We start from the raw sequence: 15,109 nt of genomic DNA, 5'->3' as shown, positions 1-15,109 counted from the left end.
GGCTCAGTGGATTCCAGGAAGGATGTGCGCCCCGCCGGGGACTTCGACGACTGGCTGGCGGCGCGGCTGGCCGACACCGGGCTCGACGCCGAACTGTGGGCGCACGGCCAGCAGGCGGTGACCCGGGCCGGTCTGCGCACGCAGACCGCCCGTATCGGCGAGGTCCTCGGTGCCCATGGCATCCGCCGTGGCAGCACCGTGGCGGTGCAACTACCGCCCAGCTTCACGCTGTTGTGGTCGGTGTTCGCGCTGTGGGGCGCGGGCGCCCAGGTGATGCTGCTCGACCCGCGGCTGACCGAGACGGAGACCACCCGTCTTCTGGAGGTCTGCGAGCCCCAGTTCCACCTCGGTACGGGGGAGGGGCCGCTGCGCGTGGTGTCGTTCCGGGACGAGTGCGAGGTCGTGGTGACGCCCCGTCGCTGGGGGCTCGCCGCCCGCACCGCGCACCGGCTGGTCCAGTTCAGCTCCGGGTCCACGGGACTGCCCAAGGTGATCGGGCGTACCGGTCCGTCGCTGCTGGCCGAGATCGAGCGGTTCGCGCGGCTGTCGGACATGCCGCGGCGTGGCGAGGGCGTGCTGCTGCTCAGCTCGCTGGTGCACTCCTTCGGCCTCATCGGCGGGGTGCTGCACGGGCTCGACGCGGGCGCGGCGCTGCACTTCCCGCGCCGCCCGCACCGCAAGGAGCTGCACCAGATGCTCCTGGAGCGCAGGCTCGCCGCGGTGTTCGGAGTCCCCGCCCACTTCGATCTGCTCGGCCGCAGCGAGGGGAGTGACGTACCGCCGGCGCTGCGGCTGGCGGTGAGCGGCGGGGAGATCCTGCCCGGCGAGGTCTTCGAGCGGTTCGAGCGGCGCTACGGCGTGCGGATCGGGCAGGCGTACGGCATGAGCGAGGTCGGCATCATCGCCACCGATCTGGCCGGAGCCCAGCCGCCGCCCGCTGTCGGGGTGGCGGCGCCGGGGATGTCGACCGCGGTCACCGGCGGCACGCTCCGGGTCCGGCTGTCCGAAAGTCCCTATCTGTTCGGGGACCACGGGGACCGGTACGCCGACGGCTGGCTCGACACCCACGACCTGTGCACCCTCGCACCGGACACCGGGGTGCTCACCGTCACCGGCCGCGCCGACTCGGTCGTCGCGATCGGCGGGCTCAAGGTCGATCTCACCGAGGTGGAGGCGGTCCTCCTGGCCCATGAGGCGGTGGCCGAGGCGGTGGTGGTCTACGGGCAGGCCATCGAGGCGCATCTCGTGGTGTCCGGCAGCACCCGGGTGACCAGCACCGAGCTGCTCGCCTGGTGCCGCGAGCGGCTCAGTCCGCACAAGATCCCCAAGGCCTTCCACTTCCCGCGGGTACTGCCGCGCACCTCCAACGGCAAGCTGATCCGCAACCGCGAGCTGCTGCACGCGGCCAGGGAACGGCCGCGGCAGGCGGCGTTTCGGTGATCGACCGACGTTTCGCGGGCGCCGCCCTGCCGCCGTACACGGTGGTGGTGGAGCGCGAGCGGCTGCGCCGCTACGCGTCGGCCATCGGCCTGAGCGGAGCGGTCTTTGGCGACCTGGACGCGGCGCGCACCGCCGGGCACCGGGATCTGCCGCTGCCGCCCGCACTGCTGGCGGGTCTGGAACGCGACGAACCCGGCGACTTCCTGGCCGAGATGGGCGTACGCCTGACCGATGTGCGCCATGTCGAGCAGGGGTTCATCCACCATGCGCAGGTGTACGCCGGGGACGCGCTCACCTTCGCGCCGGTGATCACGGACATCAGGGTCCGGGGCCCGCTGCAGTTCGTGGTGCGCGAGACGGCGGTCACCCGCGCCGGGGAGCGGGTCGCCGAGCTGCGTCAGGTCGTTCTCGTGCCGGTCACCGACTCGGGGGCCGGCCCTGTGGGGGAGGGGGAGAGGTGAGTACGGAGTTCTCGCTCGCTGCGGTGGAACCCGGCGCCCAGCTGCCCGATCTGCTGCCGGAACAGATCGACCGCGCCACGCTCGCGGCCTTCGCCGAGGCGTACGGCGACCCCAACCCGATCCATCTGGATCCGTCGGCGGCGCGTGCCGCGGGCCTCGACGACGTCATCGCGCACGGGATGCTCTCGATGGCGCTGCTGGGCCGGCTGCTGGTGGAGTGGGTGCCGGTGCAGGACGTCCTGTCCCTGCGGGCGTCCTTCGTCGCGGTCACCACGGTCCCGGCCCGGTTGCGCTGCACGGCCCGGGTCAAGGCGGTCGAGGACGGCGGACCGCACGGCCGCACGGCCCGACTGGCCCTCGCCGTACGGCTGGTGGAACAGGGCACACTCACGGTGCGCGGCGAGGCGCTGGTCCGGCTGCCGGGCGCTTCGCGGCCATGAGCCGGGCGGCCGAGCCGTGGCTGCGGCCGACGCCATCGGCCGGGGACGAGGTGGCGGCCCGGCTGTTCTGCCTGCCGTACGCCGGTGGCAGCGCCGCCGCCTTCCGGCACTGGACGCGGCGCCCGGTGCACGGCGCCGACGGGCGGCGCCTTGAGGTCGTCGCCGTGCGGCTGCCGGGGCACGGCAGCCGGCTGGACGAGCCGGCCGTCGACGACGCCCGGTTGCTCGCCAAGGGGCTGACCGCTGCGCTCGCCCCGTATCTGGACCGTCCGTACGGCATCTACGGCCACAGCATGGGCGGCCTGCTGGGCTGCGCCCTGGCCCATGAGATCGCCCGGGCGCCCTGGTTGCGCCCACCGGCCGCGCTGTTCGTGGGGGCGGGTCCGCCACCCGCGTCGGTGCGCCCCGATGCGGCGTGGCGCGGCTCGGACGCCGAACTGGTGCAGTGGCTGCGGGAGGCCGGCGGTACCCCGGCGTCGGTGCTGGACGCCCCGGTGCTCCTGGAGTCGCTGCTGCCGGCGCTGCGGGCCGATCTCGCCCTGGTGGCCGGGTTCCGGTGTGACCCGGGGGTGCGGCTCGCCGTTCCGGTACACGGCTTCGCCGGGGCCGACGACGCGCTGGTGCCGCGTGCCGCGATGCACGGCTGGGCGGCCGAGACGGACGCGCGTTTCGTGCTCTCCGAGGTGCCGGGCGGGCATTTCTTCCTCTCCGAGGACGCGGCGACCCGCGCCGTCCTCGATGTGATCACGGCACGGCTCCTGCCCGACATCTGACCAGTAGACAACATCTGTTGTGCAGACGACAAGTGTTGTGGAACGATGCCAACGGGATCAGCTCGTGGTCGATGAACCGTCGAAGGGGAGCATGCCGTCGTGAGCACAGAACAGGCGCCGTCCGGGCCCGAGAGCGGGGCGGACTCCGGCCGCATCACCCCCGAGCTGTGGTGGCTCAGCGCGATCATGGCCTTCGGCGGTTTCGCCAGTCTGCTCGACAGTACGATCATCAACGTCGCCATCGGGCCGCTCGCCCGCAACTTCGACTCCTCGATCTCCACCGTGCAGTGGGTGGTGACCGGTTATCTGCTGGCCCTCTCGGCGGCGATCCCGCTCAGCGGCTGGGCCGCCGCGCGGTTCGGCGCCAAGCAGATGGTGATCCTCGCCCAAGTGCTGTTCCTTCTCGGCTCGGTGCTCGCCGGGCTCGCCTGGTCGACGTCCAGCCTGATCGCCTTCCGGCTGCTGCAGGGCATCGGCGGCGGCCTGGCGGTCCCGGTCGGCCAGGCGCTGCTCGCCCAGGCCGCCGGACCGCAGCGGCTCGGCCGCCTGATGGGCATCGTCTCGATCCCGTCGATGTTCGCGCCGCTCGTCGGCCCGTCGCTCGGCGGCGTCCTGGTGGACCATCTCAGCTGGCGCTGGCTGTTCTTCATCAACGTGCCGTTCTGCCTGATCACCATCGTGCTCGTCGCCCTGAAGGCGAACAACGTCGTGGCGCCCGACAAGGACGCCAAGCTCGACGTGGTGGGCATGCTGCTGCTCATGCCCGGTCTGACCGCGTTCCTGTACGGCCTGTCGGAGGCCGGCGCAAAGGGCGGATTCGGCGACACCCGCACGATCCTCGCCCTGGTCGCCGGGGTCGTGGTGCTCGCGGTCTTCGCCCTGCGCGCGCTGCGGGTCCGCCTCGAACCCCTCGTGGACCTACGGCTGTTCAAGCGCTCCGCCTTCCGCAACGGGACGCTGGCGAACCTCTCCCTGAGTTTCGCGATGTACGGCGTGATGATCCCGCTGCCGATGTACTTCCAGCTGGTGCACGGATCCAGCGTCACGAAGTCCGCGCTGCTCCTGCTGCCGCAGAGCATCGGCTTCCTGATCGGCGTCGTCCTGATGAACCCGCTCACCGCGATGCTCGGCGCCCGCTGGCTGAGCGTGTCGGGCGTCGTCCTCGCCGTGATCGGCACCATCCCGTTCGCGCTCATCGACTCCGACCCCAACCAGGTGTTCCTGAGCGTGGCCATGATCGTCCGCGGCCTCGGTCTCGGCGCCTCGATGCTGCCGACGATGACGGTGGCGTTCAGCAGCGTGCCCAGGGAGCTCGCGCCGAAGGCCACCAGCGGCTTCAACGTCTTCCAGCGCGTCGCCTCCTCGCTCGGCACGGCGGTGCTCGCCGTGGTCCTGCAGCAGCACATCGAGGACCGGCTGCCGGCGGGCGGCCCGCCGCTCGCCCAGGTGATGCCGGGCAGCCACATGGCCAAGGACCTGGCGACCTCCTTCGGGCCGCCGTTCTGGTGGGCGCTGGTGTTCACCGCGCTCGCGATCGTGCCCTGCCTCTTCCTGCCCGGGCGCGCCGCGCTGCCGGCACCGGCCCGGGGCGGCGACGCGGCAGCCGAGGACGGCAAGGACATGACCACCCGCGCCGACGAATCGGCTGTCAATACCGGGTGAGACAGGGCGGCGAGAGGACATCCCCCGGCTCTCGCCGCCCTGCATCTCACCGGCGAAACCGCTGGGCGGCGCATGCCAGTCATGCGCCGCCCAGCGGTGTTTCGCATGCCTACCGGGGTGCTGCCCCGGGGTGCCCTTTCGAGCAGGGCGGTCGAGCCTGCCGGCGAGGAGCGGCGACACCCACAATGCAAGGGAGCCGGACGCCCAAGCGATCCGCCAGCCCCCTTCACACCGCCCTGCCCCCAGGGCCTGTCCATGCCTCAACACAGCCCTGCGGAGGACGACTTGGAGACCGCGACACTGCCGTGGCGGGATTACCTGGACCGCATAGGCCACCATGGCGACCTCGCCCCCTCGCTGGAGTGCCTGCGCGCCCTGCACACGGCCCATCTGCGGTCCGTCCCGTACGAGATGCTTCAGACCTTCGACGGGGTGCTGCCGGTGCTCGACCACACGGCGTCGTTCGCCAAGCTGGTCGCTCGGGGGCGCGGCGGCAACTGCCTGGAGTCCACGCCTTTGTTCGGCGAGCTGCTGCGCCACATCGGTTTCCGGACCCGCCTGGTGCCCGCCCAGATCTGGAAGGTCAGCGGCGAGTGGTGGGAGGCCTGGGACCACCTGCTGCTGATCGTCACCGTGGACGGCGTGGACCACCTCGTCGACGTGGGCTTCCTGATGGTCACCTTCACCGAGCCCCTGCGGGCCGACGGCACACCGCAGCAGCAGGACGGCTGGACGTTCCGGGTGACCGAGGAGGACGGCCATCCGACCGTCTCGCGCCAGGAACCGGACGGCAGCTGGACCCCGGTGTACCGGTACCGCGACGAGGCACAGCAGCGCAGCGACTACGAGTGGATCGTCGACTTCCATCTGAGGGCGGAGGACTCCCCGCTGATCGGCACGGTCCTGTGCGCACGGAATGTACCGGGCGGAAAGCTGATCATGGTCGGCGAGAACCATCTGCGGGCCTTCAAGGGCCGGGTCAGCGCCGAGTACGTCGAGACGCCGGCGCGCGCAGAGGAACTGTTCCGCCGGATCTTCGAAGGTCATGAGCACCTGGTCGGCGACGCGGTGCGGCACTGGGAGACCGCCCGTGCCGACCGTTCCCCGCGCCGCAGCCTGCTCGCACGGAAAGAGGAACAGTGATGCCCGACAAGCCGCTCGCGCTGGTGACCGGGGCCTCCCGGGGAATCGGCCGCGGCATCGCCGTGCGCCTCGCCGAGGAGGGCCACGACGTCGCCTTCTGCTTCCGCTCGGACAAGGAGGCCGCACAGGAGACCCGGCGGGCGGTCACCGCGGCCGGGGCCCGGTGCTTCGCCGAACGCTGCGACGTCACCGATGCCGGCGAGGTCAAGGAGTTCGTCACCGCGGCCGAGGCGGCGCTCGGACCCGTCGAGGTCCTGGTCAACAATGCCGGGATCACCCGCGACAACCCCCTGGTCCTGATGCCCCCCGAGGACTGGGGCGAGGTCATCGCCACCAACCTCACGGGCACCTACCACTTCAGCCACTGCGTGGCCTTCGGTCAGATGAAGCGCCGCAGAGGAGTCATCGTCAACGTCTCGTCCGTGGCCGGGGTCTACGGCAACGCGACCCAGACGAACTACGCGGCCTCCAAGGGCGGCGTGAACCTCCTGACCCGCTCGCTGTCCCGGGAACTCGGCCGCTACGGGATCCGGGTGAACGCCGTGGCCCCCGGCTTCATCGAGACCGACATGACCCGGGAGCTGACCGAGAAGGTCCGCAAGAAGGCCCTGGAAACCATCCCGCTGCGGGCCTTCGGCGAGGTCGCGCACGTCACCGACCTGGTCGCCTTCCTGGTCTCCGAACGGGCCGCGTACATCACCGGACAGATCGTCCAGGTCGACGGCGGCTACTCGCAATGACCCGGCCGGCAGCGCAGGACAACCACTCGACCCGAGGAGACACCATGCCCGCCACGCAGCAGCACCTGGACGAGATCCGGGAGATCGTCGCGGATTCGCTGGAGATCGAGCCCGAGGAGATGACCGAGACCAGCCACTTCGTCGAGGACCACGACGGCGACTCGCTGCGGGCCATCGAGATCCTGGCCCGCCTGGAGAAGCGCTACGGCATCGAGATCCCGCAGTCGGAGCTGCCCAGGATGGTCAACCTGCGGGCCGTGTACGACGTGGTCGCCGAGCGCGCGGCGCTGGACGCCTGACATGAAGCGCAGGGTCGTCATCACGGGCCTCGGCCCGATATCCAGCATCGGAACGGGAGCCGACGCCTTCGCCGAGGGCCTGCGTCAGGGGCGCAGCGGCATCTCGCCGATCTCCTCCTTCGACGCCTCCGGGTTCCCGTACCGCATGGCCGGCGAGGTGCCCGGCTTCGCGGCGGGCGACCACGTGCGGCGGATCCGGCCCGAGGAGTGGGGGCGCAGCAGCCAGTTCGCGGCGGCCGCGGCCCGGCTCGCCGTCCAGGACGCGGGGATCGACCCGCGCCGACTCGCCGCCGCGCGCGCCGGGTCCTGCATCGGCACCACCGGAGGAGAGGCCGGGGCGGTCGAGCAACTTTCCGAGCAGGAGGTGGCGGGCGGCTTCGAGAGCTGGCGGCCCGAGCTCGCCCGGCAGGTGCCCTCCTCCCGGCTCGCCGTCGCGGTCAACCGTGAACTCGGCCTCACCGGCGAGGCGTTGACCATCTCCACGGCCTGCTCGGCGAGCAACTACGCGCTCGGCTACGCCTACACCGCCATCGCCGCGGACGACGCCGACTACATGATCGCGGGCGGCGCGGAGGGCGTGTACCGGTGGTCGCACGCCGGGTTCTACCGGCTCGGCGCGATGACCGAGGAGCGCTGCTCGCCCTTCGACCGCGACCGTGAGGGCATGCTCACCGGCGAGGGCGGTGCGGCCCTCTTCCTGGAGCCGCTGGACAGCGCGGAGCGGCGCGGCGCCCGGATCTACGCAGAGGTGCTCGGCTACGGGCTCAACTGCGACGCCGGGCACATGGTGGCCCCGGACTCGTCGAGTATCGCCGCCTGCATGCGCCGCGCCCACCGCAGCGCCGGCATCGACGCCGAACAGGTCGACTACATCTGTGCGCACGGCACCGGGACACCGGCCAACGACGCGGCCGAGACCCGGGCGGTGCGGGAGATCTTCGGCGACACCCCGCCGCCGATGAGCTCCGTGAAGTCGATGCTCGGACACACCATGGGCGCGGCGAGCGGCTTCGGCGCCATCGCCTGCGCCCTGGGCATCGCGGGCGGGTTCATGCCGCCGACGATCAACTTCAGCAACCCCGATCCGCAGCTGCCCGCGATCGACCCGGTGCCCAACGCGGCGCGCCCGGCACGGCTGCGGGTGGTGCAGAACAACGGGTTCGCGTTCGGAGGGAACAACGCCATCACCATCCTGGGGGAGGTCGCATGATGGAGCGTCAGGCCACCGCCGCGGCGCGCGAGCCGGACGCGCTCGACGCGGACGCGCTCTATGTCACGGGCTGGGGCGTCGTCTCCCCGCTCGGTATCGGGGCCGACGCGTTCAGCGCGGCCTTCGTCGAGGAACGCGACGCGCTCGTCGAGGTCACGGGGATGTACGAGGAGAAGCTGCCGGCCGAACGGGCCTTCGCGCTGCCCGACTTCCGGGCCAAGGAGCTCCTCGGACGCAAAGGCACCCGGTTCTTCGACCGGGCCACCGGGCTCGCCCTGGTCGCCTGTGACGAAGCGCTGCGGGACACCGCGATCACGGTGACGGACGGCAACCGCGCCGACGTGGGCCTCGTCCTCGGCACCACCAGCGGCAGCGTGAAGTCCACCAGCGACTTCAGCCGCGACACCATCACGCAGGACCGCCCCTACCTGGTCAACCCGGTGCTCTTTCCGAACGCCGTGATGAACTGCGCCGCGGGGCAGGCCGCCATCTGGTTCGGCCTGAAGGGCGTCAACACCACCATCGCGGGCGGCCGGACGGCCCATCTTGCCGCCCTTCGCTACGCCTTGCGCAGCCTGAGCTGGGGCGACGCGAACACCCTCCTGGTGGGAGCGGTCGAGGAGTTCAGCCCGCACAGCGCGTGGCTGGCCCACCTCGGCGGCGGGAGGGCGCCGGTCGGCGAGGGCGCCGCCGTGTTCGCGGTGGAGCGCGGCGCTGCCCTGGCCGGGACGGACCGGCGGCCCGAGGCGGAGATCCTCGCTGTGCTCACGGGGTCGGCCGACCCCGACGACCGGCCGGGCTTCGTCACCGCCTTCGCGGGCTGCGTACGGCAGGCGCTCGCGCGGGCCGGGGTGGCGCCGGGGGACCTGTGGGCCGTCGCGCCGGGCCACGGCGAGGCGGAGTCGGAGCCGGAGCACGAGGTGCTCGCACTCGTGCTCGGCGCCGCCGACGGTCCGGACGCGGCCTTGCGGCTGCCGGTGACGCGCCTGGTCGGCGACTGCGGGGCCGCGCAGGGCGGACTGCAGCTCGCCGCCGTTCTCGCCCACCACCGGCGCGCCGCCGCGCTCGACGGCAGGCCCGCCCTCATCACCTCGTGCACCGCCGACGGGGCGTTCGGCGCGGCCGTGGTCAGGGGGTGGCAGCGGTGAGCCGCAGGCCCGCCCGTCCCGTCCTGTACTTCTCCTTCCGCAGCCCCTACAGCTGGCTGGCCCTGCGGGACCTTGAGGCCCGCTTCCCGCAGGCGCCCGAGGTCGTCGAGTACCGCCCGTGGTGGGAGCCCGACGGGCCCTCCCGCAAGGAACTGGATGCGCGCGGTGCTCCCTTCCCGTACATCCCGATGAGCAAGGCCAAGCACCTGTACATCCTGCAGGACGTCAAGCGCCTCACCGAGGCACGGGGGATCAAGGTGTCCTGGCCCGTGGACATCGACCCCTGGTGGGAGGTCCCGCACCTGGCCTGGCTCGCGGCCCGCCGCCTAGGCCAGGACCGGCGGCTGCTCGCCGCGCTCGTGGCGGCCCGGTGGGAGCGCGGCGCGAACATCTGCGACCCGGGTGTACTGCGGGCCGTCGCCGAGGAGGCCGGGCTCGACCCGGCACCGCTGGTCGGCGCGGTGGACGATCCGGCGATCCGGGCGGAGGGACTGGACTGTCTGCAACAGGTCCACGAGGACGACGCCTTCGGTATCCCGTACTTCACGTACGGTCGCCGCCGCTACTGGGGTCTCGACCGCCTCGACGGATTCCTCCGGGACGTCACCGAGGCCGGTCTTGGGGAAGCCGGTACGGATACCGCGGACGAGGACGCGGAGAAAAGCGGGCTGCCGGTCGGGGTGCTGAACCGAATCGGTGCATATGACCACGACACCGCCGGTGGGTGCGGCTGAGTCGTTGTCCCGGCCGCCGGCGGTGACCAGTCCAACTTCGGCCAGTGGACGCCGACTTACCGCCTTCATTCGGCCAAATCCCGGTTGATGGTTTCCTTTCTGCGAAGCTGTGGCCCACGGGGGGTAACGGGGAGGCGAGACGGGGTGTACGCGCGCTCGCCGGCTACCTGACGCCCACAAACAAGGTGAGTGTGTGAGCGGAGTCGACGAGTGCTGGAGATCAGGTTGCTGGGCCCCATGGAGATATCGCACGCGACACCGGTGGACTGGAAAGCGGTCGAAATACCCAAGGTGAGAACTCTGTTCGCGGTCCTGCTCGCGGCCCGTGGCCGGGTGGTCCCGCTCAGCCGCATCATCGACGAGATCTGGTACGACGGCCGGGGCCGCCAGGGCGACCAGCGCAACCTGGTCCATCAGTACGTGATGCGGCTGCGCCGCCAGCTCGGCGACCGCGGCCACAGCGTCCTCGTGACCCGGACCACCGGCTACAGCCTGAGCTGCGGGTCCGCGCGGCTCGACGCCCGCTGCTTCAAGGAACTGGCCGTGAGGGGCCAGGAGCAGTTCGTCTGCGACGACCTCTCCGGGGCCTTCGACACCCTCGGCGAGGCACTCGCCCTCTGGCGGGGCGCACCCCTGGAGGGCGTGCCGTCCGCGCCGTCGGTGGTGGCCGAGGTCGCCCGCCTCGAAGAGGCCCGCCTCGCCGCCGCCGAGATGCGCATCGACGTCAGCCACCGCCTGGGCCGCTACCTGGACACCCTCTCCGAGGTACGTGCCCTGCGCGACGCCCATCCGCTGCGGGAGGGACTCTGGGAGAAGGAGATCATCGCCCTGCGCGAGTGCGGCCGACGGGCCGACGCCCTGGAGGTCTACCAGGACGCGCGCCGCACCCTGCGCGAGGAACTCGGCCTGGAGCCGGCCGCCCGGCTGCGCGATCTGCAGCGGGAGCTGCTCACCGGCTGACCACGGGTCTCGCTCGCCGGAGCGATCGGCACCAGCCGTAGCCCCGGCGATCCCCGCGCCCCCTTGTGACGGTCATGCACATGCGTCACATGGGAGGACAGCGGCCGCACTCGGGACGGCGAACGGCGCGATCACGCCCGCAGCCACCCCGGCCTGCTGTTGTGGACCCCGGTGAACAGGGCGATGTTCACCGGCGGCGCCCAGCCCCGCGACGGCGTCCGCCTTGACTGCCGTGACGGGGGCGGAGACGGGCCGCCTGTCGTTCTGCTGCACGGCCTGGCCGGGCACAGGGGCGAATGGGACTCCCTCGCCGAGGGTCTGAGTCTCCTACAACCACGACATGGACCCCACCGCGTGCCCCTCCCAGGGCTGCGCCCGTTACTACTTCGAATCTGACGGCCGATACGGCCAAGGGCTGCCGGTCAAGAACCCGGCAGCCTCGCTCTACAACTACACCGATTACGAAGCGCGCGTGTATTACTACAGCGGCTGGGGAGAGACCTGGGACGCCTTCCCGTATTACGGCTACCAGGGCTCCACCAAGTGGTACGGAAACCTCAACGGCACATATAACGGGAAGGCCTCCCAAAAAATGATCATCCCGGGCCAAGGGCTGTCATAGGGGTTGAGCGGCCCGTCCACATCGAGAAACAGCAGTGGTCGCTTCACGATCTCCCCCTTGCCCGACACCAGCTGTGCCGTGGAAGCGTAGCTGCAACGATCGTCTCGCCGTCGGGCCAATTCTGATGTGATGATCCCGGTGTGGCTGGTGTGATCACGGCGTCGGAGCTGTCCTGGATACCCCCGTTCACCGGGCTGAGCCCTCGACGGTTCAGCAAACTGTTGGCTGCACTGCGACGCACGGAAGCCGACGCTGTCCACCGCGGAAGACCCTGGGGTGTGTCTCTGGAAGACAGACTGTTGCTGGTTGCGGCCTACTGGCGCACGAATTTGACGCTCCGCCAACTCGCTCCGCTGTTCGGCATCTCCAAGTCGGCTGCGGACCGTATCATCAACCACCTCGGCCCGCAGCTGGCGCTCCAATCCCGTCAGAGATTCCGCAAGGACACCGTGCTCATCGTGGACGGCACCCTGGTGCCCACGCGCGACCACACGATCGCCGAGCAGTCGAAGACATCTCATGTCGTTGGTTGGTCAAGGAGATGCTCAGGCAGCAAGGTCCATAGGCGGCGCGAAGGCGCGATCGGGGTCGAACAGCGCGCGGTGCCGCAGACAGTGGTAGAGGCAGCCGAGCAGTTTGTTGAACAAGTTTCTGAGAGCTGCGGTATGGCGTTCTCCACCAGCTCGCCGACGGTCGTAGTGGGCTCGTGGAGCCTGCGTGCGCAGGGCTGCGAAGGCCCACATGTGCCCGGCTGATGCCAGTCGCTGGTTCTTGACGGCTCGAGCCACAACCACGTGGCTTCGGCCGGAGGCCCGTGTAACAGGAGCCGCGCCGGCGTATGCCTTCATGGCTCTGGCGTCCGCGAAGCGTTCGCGGTCGTCTCCGATCTCGGCGAGAATGCGTGCTCCAGAGAGCACGGAGAGCCCCGGGAAACTGGTGATGATCTCGGCATCCGGGTGCGCGAGGAATGCCTCTTCCGTCGCCACCGCCAACTGGGCCACGCTGACGCAAGCGGCGTCGACCTGCCGGATGAGTGCCACTGCCTGCTGTCCCAGGGCCTGTTCGACCTGCGGCAGCTGCCGCAGGGAGTCCGCGCGGAAGACTGTCCGAAGTCGCTCGACCTCGGCTTCGATCCCGCAACGTGGACGCTCACCGCGCTTGAGTAACGCGCGCAGTTGGCTGCGGGTGAGCTTGGCGGCGTCGGCCGGCGTGGGTGCGGCAGTCAAGATCATGCGGGCGCGCAGCGAGTCGAGTCCGGGCTTTCCGGCGCCGTGAAAGGCAGTGAGGGCGGCTGGATAGTACTCGCGCAGGTGGGACCGGAGCCGGTTGATCATCTGTTGCCGGTCCCAGATGGCGTCCTGGTGAGCGCGGGCCAGGACGGCGACGGCCTGCCCTGCTTCGCTGTCGTCGGGCAGAGGCCGGTGGGCATGCCGGTCGGTCCGGAGGATGTTGGCCAGAACCCGGGCGTCTGCTGCATCGGACTTGGCTCGGGAGACGCTGGCGCGGTCGCGGTATCGGGCCGCGGCCAATGGATTGATTGCGTAAATCTGGCGGCCGGTGGCCCGCAAGGCGGCGACGAGAAGCCCGCGGGGCGTCTCGATGGCGACCGGGGTCGGTTCTGCTGCGCTGTCACCGTGCTGAGCCAGAAGTTCCATCAGCGCGTGGAAGCCGGCGCTGTCGTCACTGATCCGTAGCTTTGCAACTTGGGTTCCGTCCTGGTCGACCAGGGCAATGTCGTGATGCCCTTCCGCCCAGTCAATGCCGCAGAAGATCTTGTTCAACCCTGTGCCTCCGTATGAACCTGCAGGTTGGACCTGTGCGGAGCACGCGGCGCTCTAATAGAAGTGCTCAAGGCACGCCATCTCATGAGCCGTTCGTGTCTCCAGCGGCCGACAGGGACCTCGGTCTGTTGGAGAGCTCATGGCTCGCGAACTGCTGAGAGGTGGCCCCTGTCGACGGCCTGAGGACATGAAACCTGGATCCGAGCTCCTGCCGGGCAGGACCGGTCTTTGACGAGAGATCAAGGTCCCGGAACTACCGAAGGTCTCCACCCGGCAGGACGCAGGCGAGGCAGAGCCGGCCTGAACACAGGGATCAAAGCCCCAGAATGGCGGCAGGCTTCCACCTCGCATCGGAGCCCTTGCACTGCCGTGCTCGGGCTCACCGATGACCTATTAGAACTACCGGTACTCCACCAACCACCAGGTAGTCATCGACGCCGACAGCCGCCTGGTCGTCATCATCGGTCGACCCTTGCCGGGCAACCGCAACGATTGCAAGGCATGGGTGGAATCCGGAGCCAAGGCTGCTGTCGGGCTGACTACAACGATCGCCGACGGCAGCTCCCCGGGCACCGGACTCGTCATGCCCCACCGCCACAAAGGAGAAGAACTGCCCGGCTGGAAGGAAGCGCACAACACGTCCCACAAGCAGGTCCGCGCTCGTGTGGAGCACGTCTTCGCACGCACGAAGACCTGGAAAATCCTCCGAGACTGCCGGCTCAAAGGAGATGGCGTACACCACGCGATGCTCGGCGTCGCCCGCCTGCACAACCTCGTACCTGATGCGGGGAGTCCAATACGGGCAGGTGGCGGAGCCGGGCCGGGCGCTATGGAGGGCGCATGCGGTGGCGGCCGCCCGGTACGTAGACCCACCAGCTCCCGCTGTCACCTCAACCTTTCGGCCTCAACGGCAGCAACAAGATTGGGAATCAGCCCGCAACACTCGATTCCCATGGAGGGTTGGGAGCACGCCTAACCCAATCCTCCAATCTCTCCACTACGCCCCTAAGGGTCGCGACGAATCCGTCATCTGATATCGATCCATCATGCCATCGATCCCGGTCATTTCTGAGGTGCTCGATGAGGTCAACGTAATCGATGATGAGATCTGTCGGACTACACCAGATGCGCGCCAGACCTCGTTTTACGACAGTGCTGTACCACCAATCGAAGCGGTGATCACTAGCCATCAACCGAATCGCTAGGTCGTCTACTTCAAATCTCGCAATTCGGTCATGGCTAAGAATCTCTTCCACGATGGAGCGAAGATCGTCACTTCCGGTCGAAACGGGACCGTCAACAGCGGACATGCCATTCATTCTCAAACTGCTCCCTTGCCCACTGTCGTCAGGAGCCCCCAGCGCAAGCGAGCGCCCCACCAGAATGAACCTGGTGGGGCCGCTCGATTTACATTCCTGTTCAGTATCAGGCCGCGGATGCAACGCCATGGTAGTAATCGGCGGCTTGCTTCAGCGCGAGGGCCAGTGCCGGCAGACCTTCAGAGTGGCGCCATTCCCGAGTCGCCTCTTCACAGGCTCGCCACACTCGAACATATTCGTCATCAAGCTCTGACGACTTGATCACGATGTCATCGAATTCGACATCGGAGAATTTACGCCTGTCGGCATCCAGGAACCGCTCATTCAATTCTTCGCGCGCGATGAGAAGTTCGCCCACTCTGCGAAGGTGCAATCCG

The 15,109-nt window shown here is 69.6% G+C and carries 15 protein-coding genes and 3 pseudogenes; 16 read left to right on the top strand and 2 right to left on the bottom strand.

Annotation, left to right across the window (positions count from 1 at the left end):
• Nucleotides 1-6 precede the first annotated feature (6 nt).
• From BG418_RS12950 to BG418_RS12885, 15 genes and pseudogenes are all read left to right on the top strand, one after another.
• Nucleotides 7-1,440, top strand: coding sequence for a class I adenylate-forming enzyme family protein (locus BG418_RS12950; protein WP_317453633.1), 1,434 nt, complete (start codon nt 7-9; stop codon nt 1,438-1,440).
• Entirely contained in the window at nt 1,437-1,901 is a 465-nt protein-coding gene (locus BG418_RS12945) for a MaoC family dehydratase N-terminal domain-containing protein (RefSeq protein ID WP_188273958.1), read from the top strand. Before BG418_RS12950 ends, BG418_RS12945 begins: the two co-directional genes overlap by 4 nt.
• Nucleotides 1,898-2,341: a MaoC/PaaZ C-terminal domain-containing protein gene (locus BG418_RS12940; protein WP_188273957.1), complete on the top strand. Its 444-nt coding sequence runs from the start codon at nt 1,898-1,900 to the stop codon at nt 2,339-2,341. Before BG418_RS12945 ends, BG418_RS12940 begins: the two co-directional genes overlap by 4 nt.
• Nucleotides 2,338-3,114 carry a thioesterase II family protein gene (locus BG418_RS12935; RefSeq protein ID WP_188273956.1) on the top strand — a complete coding sequence of 259 codons (777 nt, stop codon included), beginning with the start codon at nt 2,338-2,340 and terminating at the stop codon, nt 3,112-3,114. The genes BG418_RS12940 and BG418_RS12935 overlap by 4 nt, the downstream gene beginning before the upstream one ends.
• A 99-nt stretch (nt 3,115-3,213) precedes the next feature.
• Nucleotides 3,214-4,776 (top strand): MDR family MFS transporter, encoded by a 1,563-nt coding sequence (locus tag BG418_RS12930; protein WP_317453632.1) that lies wholly within the window; start codon nt 3,214-3,216, stop codon nt 4,774-4,776.
• Between the two features lie 255 nt (nt 4,777-5,031).
• Entirely contained in the window at nt 5,032-5,919 is an 888-nt protein-coding gene (locus BG418_RS12925; protein WP_188273955.1) for an arylamine N-acetyltransferase, read from the top strand.
• Nucleotides 5,919-6,659 (top strand): 3-oxoacyl-[acyl-carrier-protein] reductase, encoded by a 741-nt coding sequence (fabG, locus tag BG418_RS12920; RefSeq protein ID WP_188273954.1) that lies wholly within the window; start codon nt 5,919-5,921, stop codon nt 6,657-6,659. Before BG418_RS12925 ends, fabG begins: the two co-directional genes overlap by 1 nt.
• Nucleotides 6,660-6,703: 44 nt before the next feature.
• On the top strand, nt 6,704-6,958 hold the full coding sequence (locus tag BG418_RS12915; protein WP_188273953.1) for an acyl carrier protein: 255 nt from the start codon (nt 6,704-6,706) through the stop codon (nt 6,956-6,958).
• Nucleotide 6,959: 1 nt separating this feature from the next.
• Nucleotides 6,960-8,168: a beta-ketoacyl synthase gene (locus BG418_RS12910; RefSeq protein ID WP_188273952.1), complete on the top strand. Its 1,209-nt coding sequence runs from the start codon at nt 6,960-6,962 to the stop codon at nt 8,166-8,168.
• Nucleotides 8,165-9,316, top strand: coding sequence for a beta-ketoacyl synthase N-terminal-like domain-containing protein (locus BG418_RS12905; protein ID WP_223184758.1), 1,152 nt, complete (start codon nt 8,165-8,167; stop codon nt 9,314-9,316). The genes BG418_RS12910 and BG418_RS12905 overlap by 4 nt, the downstream gene beginning before the upstream one ends.
• Nucleotides 9,313-10,050 carry a 2-hydroxychromene-2-carboxylate isomerase gene (locus BG418_RS12900; RefSeq protein WP_188273951.1) on the top strand — a complete coding sequence of 246 codons (738 nt, stop codon included), beginning with the start codon at nt 9,313-9,315 and terminating at the stop codon, nt 10,048-10,050. The genes BG418_RS12905 and BG418_RS12900 overlap by 4 nt, the downstream gene beginning before the upstream one ends.
• A gap of 210 nt (nt 10,051-10,260) precedes the next feature.
• Nucleotides 10,261-11,010: a BTAD domain-containing putative transcriptional regulator gene (locus tag BG418_RS12895; RefSeq protein ID WP_188273950.1), complete on the top strand. Its 750-nt coding sequence runs from the start codon at nt 10,261-10,263 to the stop codon at nt 11,008-11,010.
• A 183-nt stretch (nt 11,011-11,193) separates the two neighbouring features.
• Nucleotides 11,194-11,352, top strand: a pseudogene (locus tag BG418_RS39835) (alpha/beta fold hydrolase); the annotation flags it as partial.
• On the top strand, nt 11,351-11,632 hold the full coding sequence (locus tag BG418_RS12890; RefSeq protein ID WP_188273949.1) for a hypothetical protein: 282 nt from the start codon (nt 11,351-11,353) through the stop codon (nt 11,630-11,632). The pseudogene BG418_RS39835 and the gene BG418_RS12890, both read left to right, overlap by 2 nt.
• Before the next feature lie 140 nt (nt 11,633-11,772).
• A pseudogene (locus BG418_RS12885) lies at nt 11,773-12,144 on the top strand (transposase family protein); the annotation flags it as partial.
• Between the two features lie 33 nt (nt 12,145-12,177).
• On the opposite strand, the gene BG418_RS12880 reads toward BG418_RS12885, so the two are convergent.
• Entirely contained in the window at nt 12,178-13,413 is a 1,236-nt protein-coding gene (locus tag BG418_RS12880) for an IS110 family transposase (protein WP_188273948.1), read from the bottom strand.
• 397 nt (nt 13,414-13,810) lie between these two features.
• Between BG418_RS12880 and BG418_RS12875 the strand changes: the two are divergent.
• Nucleotides 13,811-14,188 (top strand): annotated as a pseudogene (locus BG418_RS12875) (transposase); the annotation flags it as partial.
• 650 nt (nt 14,189-14,838) lie between these two features.
• Here BG418_RS12875 and BG418_RS12870 read toward each other — a convergent pair.
• Nucleotides 14,839-15,090, bottom strand: a complete 252-nt coding sequence (locus tag BG418_RS12870; protein WP_188273947.1) for a hypothetical protein — start codon at nt 15,088-15,090, stop codon at nt 14,839-14,841.
• Nucleotides 15,091-15,109: the final 19 nt, after the last annotated feature.

It is taken from the genome of Streptomyces sp. CBMA152 (genome assembly GCF_014596475.1).
Lineage (GTDB): Bacteria > Actinomycetota > Actinomycetes > Streptomycetales > Streptomycetaceae > Streptomyces.
This window is presented reverse-complemented; position numbering and strand designations above follow the sequence as displayed.

What these genes read in the sequence shown, in the direction of transcription:
- BG418_RS12935 (WP_188273956.1), top strand. Translation starts at nt 2,338, where the DNA reads ATGAGCCGGGCGGCCGAGCCGTGGCTGCGGCCGACGCCATCGGCCGGG.
- BG418_RS12925 (WP_188273955.1), top strand. Translation starts at nt 5,032, where the DNA reads ATGCCTCAACACAGCCCTGCGGAGGACGACTTGGAGACCGCGACACTG.
- fabG (WP_188273954.1), top strand. Translation starts at nt 5,919, where the DNA reads ATGCCCGACAAGCCGCTCGCGCTGGTGACCGGGGCCTCCCGGGGAATC.
- BG418_RS12915 (WP_188273953.1), top strand. Translation starts at nt 6,704, where the DNA reads ATGCCCGCCACGCAGCAGCACCTGGACGAGATCCGGGAGATCGTCGCG.
- BG418_RS12910 (WP_188273952.1), top strand. Translation starts at nt 6,960, where the DNA reads ATGAAGCGCAGGGTCGTCATCACGGGCCTCGGCCCGATATCCAGCATC.
- BG418_RS12905 (WP_223184758.1), top strand. Translation starts at nt 8,165, where the DNA reads ATGATGGAGCGTCAGGCCACCGCCGCGGCGCGCGAGCCGGACGCGCTC.
- BG418_RS12890 (WP_188273949.1), top strand. Translation starts at nt 11,351, where the DNA reads ATGGACCCCACCGCGTGCCCCTCCCAGGGCTGCGCCCGTTACTACTTC.